The organism is Hyphomonas sp. (assembly GCF_046313735.1).
GTDB lineage: Bacteria > Pseudomonadota > Alphaproteobacteria > Caulobacterales > Hyphomonadaceae > Hyphomonas.
In genome coordinates, this window is the sequence record NZ_JBKBXW010000046.1 from 1 (window position 1) to 5,979 (window position 5,979).

The 5,979-nt window shown below is 64.6% G+C and carries 7 protein-coding genes; 3 read left to right on the forward strand and 4 right to left on the reverse strand.

The window, feature by feature from the left end:
* Positions 1-280: 280 nt before the first annotated feature.
* A complete protein-coding gene (locus ACK4SV_RS15660; protein WP_409918780.1) occupies positions 281-1,345 on the reverse strand; it encodes an enoyl-CoA hydratase/isomerase family protein in 1,065 nt (354 codons plus the stop codon).
* Between the two features lie 125 nt (positions 1,346-1,470).
* Between ACK4SV_RS15660 and ACK4SV_RS15665 the strand changes: the two genes are divergently transcribed.
* Positions 1,471-1,758, forward strand: a complete 288-nt coding sequence (locus ACK4SV_RS15665; RefSeq protein ID WP_409918781.1) for a PilZ domain-containing protein — start codon at positions 1,471-1,473, stop codon at positions 1,756-1,758.
* Positions 1,759-1,764: 6 nt separating this feature from the next.
* On the opposite strand, the gene ACK4SV_RS15670 is transcribed toward ACK4SV_RS15665, so the two are convergent.
* Both ACK4SV_RS15670 and ACK4SV_RS15675 read right to left on the reverse strand, forming a co-directional pair.
* Positions 1,765-2,319, reverse strand: a complete 555-nt coding sequence (locus tag ACK4SV_RS15670; protein WP_409918782.1) for a cytochrome b — start codon at positions 2,317-2,319, stop codon at positions 1,765-1,767.
* Between the two features lie 167 nt (positions 2,320-2,486).
* Positions 2,487-3,626, reverse strand: a complete 1,140-nt coding sequence (locus ACK4SV_RS15675; protein WP_409918783.1) for an acyl-CoA dehydrogenase family protein — start codon at positions 3,624-3,626, stop codon at positions 2,487-2,489.
* Positions 3,627-3,685: 59 nt separating this feature from the next.
* Between ACK4SV_RS15675 and ACK4SV_RS15680 the strand changes: the two genes are divergently transcribed.
* Both ACK4SV_RS15680 and hemB read left to right on the forward strand, forming a co-directional pair.
* Complete coding sequence (locus tag ACK4SV_RS15680; RefSeq protein WP_409918784.1) at positions 3,686-4,231, forward strand: GNAT family N-acetyltransferase; 546 nt, start codon at positions 3,686-3,688, stop codon at positions 4,229-4,231.
* Between the two features lie 99 nt (positions 4,232-4,330).
* On the forward strand, positions 4,331-5,329 hold the full coding sequence (hemB, locus tag ACK4SV_RS15685; RefSeq protein WP_409918785.1) for a porphobilinogen synthase: 999 nt from the start codon (positions 4,331-4,333) through the stop codon (positions 5,327-5,329).
* A gap of 179 nt (positions 5,330-5,508) precedes the next feature.
* Here the strand turns inward: hemB and ACK4SV_RS15690 are convergent, their stop codons facing one another.
* Positions 5,509-5,946 (reverse strand): peptidylprolyl isomerase, encoded by a 438-nt coding sequence (locus ACK4SV_RS15690; protein ID WP_409918786.1) that lies wholly within the window; start codon positions 5,944-5,946, stop codon positions 5,509-5,511.
* Positions 5,947-5,979 lie beyond the last annotated feature (33 nt).

Below are 5,979 nucleotides of genomic sequence, written 5' to 3' on the forward strand. Positions count from 1 at the left end.
ACGGAACCTGCTGCAGTTTCCTGCATGTCGATCATCATCATTTTTACCACCACTCAACTTTTGTTGTAGTTTGAGTAGAGTTACAGCATCCAAACTAATAAATTGATAATCACGATGCCGCTGCAAGTGATGTTGGTTAAAATCCAAGAGAATACATTAACCGTTACTGATGCGTAACGGCTGCAGGCCGCGCTGCCTGTGCCGGATTGAAACACCGCAAAACGAAAAGCCGCCCCGGACGATCCGGAGCGGCCTGAGGGGCATTCACCTGTGAATAGGCTTAAGGCTCGAAGCTTAACTCATCCGCGCCGAGCGGCTCGAAATACCGCGCCACCGCCGCCGCGCTGACATCCTCCAGCCGCGCCGGCGACCAGGCCGGTGCATTGTCCTTATCAATGATCACCGCGCGTACGCCCTCCTGGAAGTCCGCGCTCTGCACCTTGCGCCAGCCGATGCGATACTCCGTCCGCATATTGTCCTCAAAGCGCGCCGCCTTCGCGCCCTCACGCAGCTGGCGCAGCGCCACCTTCACCGTCTCCGGCGATTTCGCGCGGATTACCGCCGCCTGCTCGCGCGCCCAGCCAGGTCCCTCGGCCTCCAGCGCCGCGACGATCTCTTCTGCCGTCTCATGCGCAAAGCACCGGTCGATGACCTCGGCATGCGCCGCATAGGACGGCGCCGGTACAGGCTGCGTCAGTCCCCGGAGGATCTCGTCCAGCATGCCCCGCGCATCCACCGAGAAATCCGCCGCCGCCATCTGCTTTGCCAGCGCCGGCACAAGCTCCGAGGGCAGATAATGTGTCGCGACACCGGCCGCCGCCACATCCGCCCCTTTCAGCCGCGCCCCGGTCAGCGCCAGCCATGTTCCAAGCTCTCCGCCCAGCCGCGGCAGGAACCAGCCCCCGCCCACATCCGGAAAGAGCCCGATCCCCGTCTCCGGCATCGCAAAAAGCGTCCGCTCCGTCGCTACCCTGTGCGAGCCATGCACCGACAGGCCAACCCCGCCGCCCATCGTCACCCCGTCGAGCACCGCAATCACGGGCTTGGCAAACGCCTTCAGCGCCGCATTCATCCGGTATTCCGTGCGGAAAAACTCCCGCGCCTCGGCCGCGTCCCCTGCGCCGCTCGCCGCCAGCATGCGGATATCGCCCCCGGCGCAGAAGCCCCGCGTACCTTCCTGATGATCGATCCAGACGAGATGCACCGAAGCATCCCCCGCCCATCCCGCCAGTGCGTCCAAAATCTCCGCACACATACCGGTATTCAGCGCATGCAGCGCCTCCGGCCGTGTCAGCGTGATCCGGCCGATGCCGCCTTGCGTTCGGATATCCACATCTGCGCTCAAAGGGTCTCTCCCGGTCTGCTCAATCCCGGCTCAGCGAGATCGATTGAATTCATTCGATTTATTTGGTCAGGATTTTACCCGGCTGTGTCAGCCTGCAATCCCAATAGTGACGTCCGGCCATCCAAATGTCCCAACAGCACTCGCAAATCAACCACACGCCTTTCCTGCAATACAACAGGCGCGGCCAGCGAATCCGTGTCGAGGGCAAGGCCTATATCCGCACGGGCCTGTTCAGCCGGGTCGAATGCGAGCTGCGCGACATCTCCCCCGGCGGCGCGCGACTGGTGCTGCCCGAAGGCATGGTCGCGCCGGATGAGTTTGTGATGGTCATGCCGCAATTCCGCTATCCGCGCACCTGCCTGAAGCGCTGGGAAAGCGGCCGCGAAATCGGCGTCGAATTTCGCCTGGTCTGACGCGCCTCAGCCTGCCCGGCGCCCGGTCAGCATCCGCTGCACCGTCCCGTCCTTGTCGATCATAAGATGTTTCAGCGCGCCCGCAATATGCAGCGCGATGAAGCCTGCAAAGGCAAACGCCGCAATCTGATGGAGCTGCCGGCCAAGCGGCCGCATGCCCTCAATCTCTGCAAGCGGCTGCAGCGTCACGAGGCCGTAAAGGTCGATCGTCCGCCCCGCGAGCAATGACATCGGAAACACGCCGGACAGCGGCATCACCAGCATCGAGAGAATGAGCCCCCAATGGGTGATCCGCGACAGCGTCACCTGCCAGGCCGGCACCCCGTCCATCGGCGAAGGAAACCCCTGCCGGATCCGCCATGCCACCCGCCAGACCGCAAACAACAGCAATAACGTCCCCGTCGCCCGGTGCAGCCCCATGATCGGCGCCCGCGCGTCCCGCTCAAGCCCGCCATAGGCGAGATAGAAACCGACAATCAGCATACCGCCGAACAGCAGAGACCCCGCCCAGTGATTGACGCGCGACACGCCGGCATAATTGCCGCTGGCTTTATCGGTCATGTCAAATCCTCCCCTATCCCCTGCAACCTACTGCCCGCACCTCCCATCGCTTCGCGATGGGCCCCTCCTCTCCCGCAAGCGGGAGAGGAGTTAGTGGTACCTCTGAACTCCTCTCCCATAAATGGGAGAGGAGGGGCCCGCGCCCAAAGGGCGTGGGAGGTGAGGGCCTACCCCTTCAACATATCCCGCGAGATGATCACCCGCATGATCTCATTCGTCCCCTCGAGAATCTGGTGAACCCTCAGATCGCGGACGATCCGCTCGACATGGTAATCCGCAAGATAGCCATACCCGCCATGGATCTGCAGCGCGTCATTCGCCACCTTGAACGCTGTATCCGTCACGAACCGTTTTGCCATCGCGCACCAGCGCGTCGCGTCCGGCGTCTTGCCGTCGAGCCGTCCGGCTGCCTCATACAGCATCAGCCGCGCCGCCTGCAGCTCCGTCTCCATATCCGCCAGCTTGAACTGCGTCGCCTGGAAATCCGCAATCGCCTTGCCGAATTGCTGGCGCTCCTTGGCATAGGCCAGCGCCTTGTCGAGCGCGAGTTGCGCCCCGCCGAGCGCGCAGGCGGCGATGTTGAGCCGCCCGCCATCAAGCCCCGCCATCGCGAAACGGAAGCCGTGGCCTTCCTCGCCGATCCGGTTCGCCGCCGGCACACGCACCTCGTCCAGAATGACCTGCCGCGTCGGCTGGCTCTTCCAGCCCATCTTGCGCTCATTCGCGCCGAACGACAGGCCGGCCGCCTCCTTCTCGATCAGGAAGGTCGAGACCCCTTTCGCGCCATTGTCAGACGTGCGCGCCATCAGCACATAAAGGTCAGACGTCCCCGCGCCGGAAATGAACTGCTTGGTGCCGGTGATGACATAATCGTCGCCGTCGCGCACAGCCTTCGTCTTGAGGCTCGCCGCGTCCGATCCCGCCCCCGGCTCAGTCAGGCAATAGCTCGCAATCAGCTCCATCGAGGTCAGCCGCGGCACCCAGGCCTTGCGCTGCGCCTCCGAGCCGAACGTGTCGATCATCCAGCTCGCCATGTTGTGGATTGAAATGAACGCCGCGGTGGAGACATCCCCATAAGACAGCTGCTCGAAGATCAGCGCCGCATCGGTCCGCGTCAGGCCCGATCCGCCGACATCCTCCTTCACATAGATGCCCGCAAAGCCGAGCTCCGCCGTAGAACGGATCACATCGACCGGGAAATGGCTGTCCCGGTCCCAGGCTTCGGAATGCGGCAGCAGCTGGTCTTCGGCAAACTTGCGCGCCATGTCGCGGATCATCTGCTGTTCGTCATTGAACATGAGGCTCATTGGCGGGGCTTCCGGATTGGCTTATGGGTCAGCCCGCATCTGTCCGAGAGCCTCCGCCCATGTCAATGCGACGCCTGCCCCAAGGCTACCAGATCTGCGGCGCGGCCGAGGAGGAAATCCCGGACCTGATCGCCATCGACCTCGCCGCCGGCCAGCTCTTCGCCGGCACCGGCCTCCTCCCGGAGGAAGCCCTCAGCGACCACGTTCCGGCCGACATTCTGCGCGATGCCATTGCCCTCGGCCACATCCACACCGTGCGCGACGCCAAGGGCCGCCTCGCGGGCTTCACCCTCACATCCGTGCGCCGCACGACGCTCTATCTCGACCAGATCAGCGTCCATCCGGACCATGGCCGCAAGGGCCTCGGCGCCGCCCTCCTTGAGCGTGTCGCCGGTGAAGCCAAAGACCGCGGTCTCAAGACCGTGATGCTCTCCACCTTTCGGGACCTTCCCTGGAACGCGCCCTTCTACCGCCGCCACGGCTTCCGCATCGTGCCCCCGCGCAAGTATGAAACCTGGATGCTGCAGATCGAAGCGGCCCAAGCCAAGCAGGGCCTCGACGTCTCCAAACGCTGCTTCATGGTCCGCCGCCTCGGCATCTTCTAGGCAGGAGATACACGCGGCCAATCGGCAACGCACATTGCAGCCCGGCGCATTGGCGACTAGGTCTGGCGGCAAAACAAAACCCCGGAGGCTGGCCGCCACATGCCGAACTATCCCCAATCCTTCCCCCTCACCCGCCCGCGCCGGCTGCGCCAGTCCCCCTGGGCGCGCTCGCTGGTGGCGGAGAATGTGCTCACCCCCGCCGATCTCGTCTGGGCGGTGTTCGTGCATGATGGCGAGGGCCGGGTGCCGGTCGCCTCCTTGCCCGGCGTTGACCGCCTCAGCGTCAGGGAAGCAGGCCTCGCCGCCATACGCGCCAGCGAACTCGGCATCCCCGCCATCGCCGTCTTCCCTTACATCGGCCCGGACGGAAAAGACGACGAAGGCACCGGCGCCCTCTCCCCCGACGGCCTCGTCCCCCGCGCCCTCAAGGAAATGAAGAACGCCGCGCCGGAAGTCGGCCTGATCACCGATGTCGCCCTCGACGCCTATACCAGCCACGGCCATGACGGCCTGCTCGATGAAGACGGCACCATCCCGAATGACGCCACCGTCGAGCGCCTCGTCCGCCAGGCCCTCGTGCATGTCGGCGCCGGGGCCGATGTCGTCGCCCCGTCAGACATGATGGACGGGCGCATCGGCGCCATCCGCGCCGCCTTCGAGGAGGAAGGCTTCACCCACGCGATGATCCTCGCCTACGCCGCCAAATATGCCAGCGGCTTCTACGGCCCCTACCGCGAAGCCATCGGCTCGGCCGCCGCCCTGCGCGGCGACAAGAAAACCTACCAGCAGGACCCCGCCAATGCCGAGGAAGCCCTGCGCGAAGTCGCCCTCGACCTCGCCGAAGGCGCCGACATGGTCATGGTAAAACCCGGCCTGCCATATCTCGACATCGTCCACCGCGTCTCGTCCACCTTCGGCGTGCCGACCCTCGCCTACCAGGTCTCCGGCGAATACGCCCAGATCATGGCCGCCGCCCAGAACGGCTGGATCGACGGCGACCGCGTCATGATGGAATCCCTCATCTGCTTCAAACGCGCCGGCGCAGCAGGCGTGATCACCTACTTCGCGGAACGGGCGGCGGAGAAGCTGCAAGGCTGACCCCAACCACCCACTCTACCCTCACGGCTTCGTCACGCCCGATGGCCAACGGCCATCTGGGCGCCCATCTCCTGAGCTGCCAGGAGTGCAATGGGAGAGTTCAGGAGATAGGCCCTCTGATGCGCTGCGCGCATCGAGGGTGACGATAGAACCGAAATGGCGCGAACTCGCCCCGCCCCTCAAGCCGCGTTCTTGATCGCCACCAGCTCGATATCAAACGTCAGGTCCTGCCCCGCCAGCGGATGGTTCGCGTCCAGCGTCACGCTGGCCTCATCCGAGGCGACGACCATGACTGGCACCGCCTCGCCCGACGGCCCCTGCATCTGCAGCCGCGTGCCGACATCGACCGGCACGTCCGGCGGAATCTGCGCGCGCGGAACCGCCGTGCGCCGGCCGGGATCAACCTCGCCATAAGCCTGCTCGCACGGCACCGTCACGGTCTTCCTGTCGCCGACCGCCATGCCGGGAATGGCCGCGTCGAGGCCGGGAATGATCTGGCCGGTGCCGACCTGAAAGGCCAGCGGATCGCGGCCTGCGGAACTGTCGAACGGCGTGCCGTCTTTCAGCGTGCCGGTATAGTGGATGTGTACGGTGTCACCGTTTTTGACCTGGGTCATAGGGGGTCCAATCTCTTCGGAGGAGTGAATCGA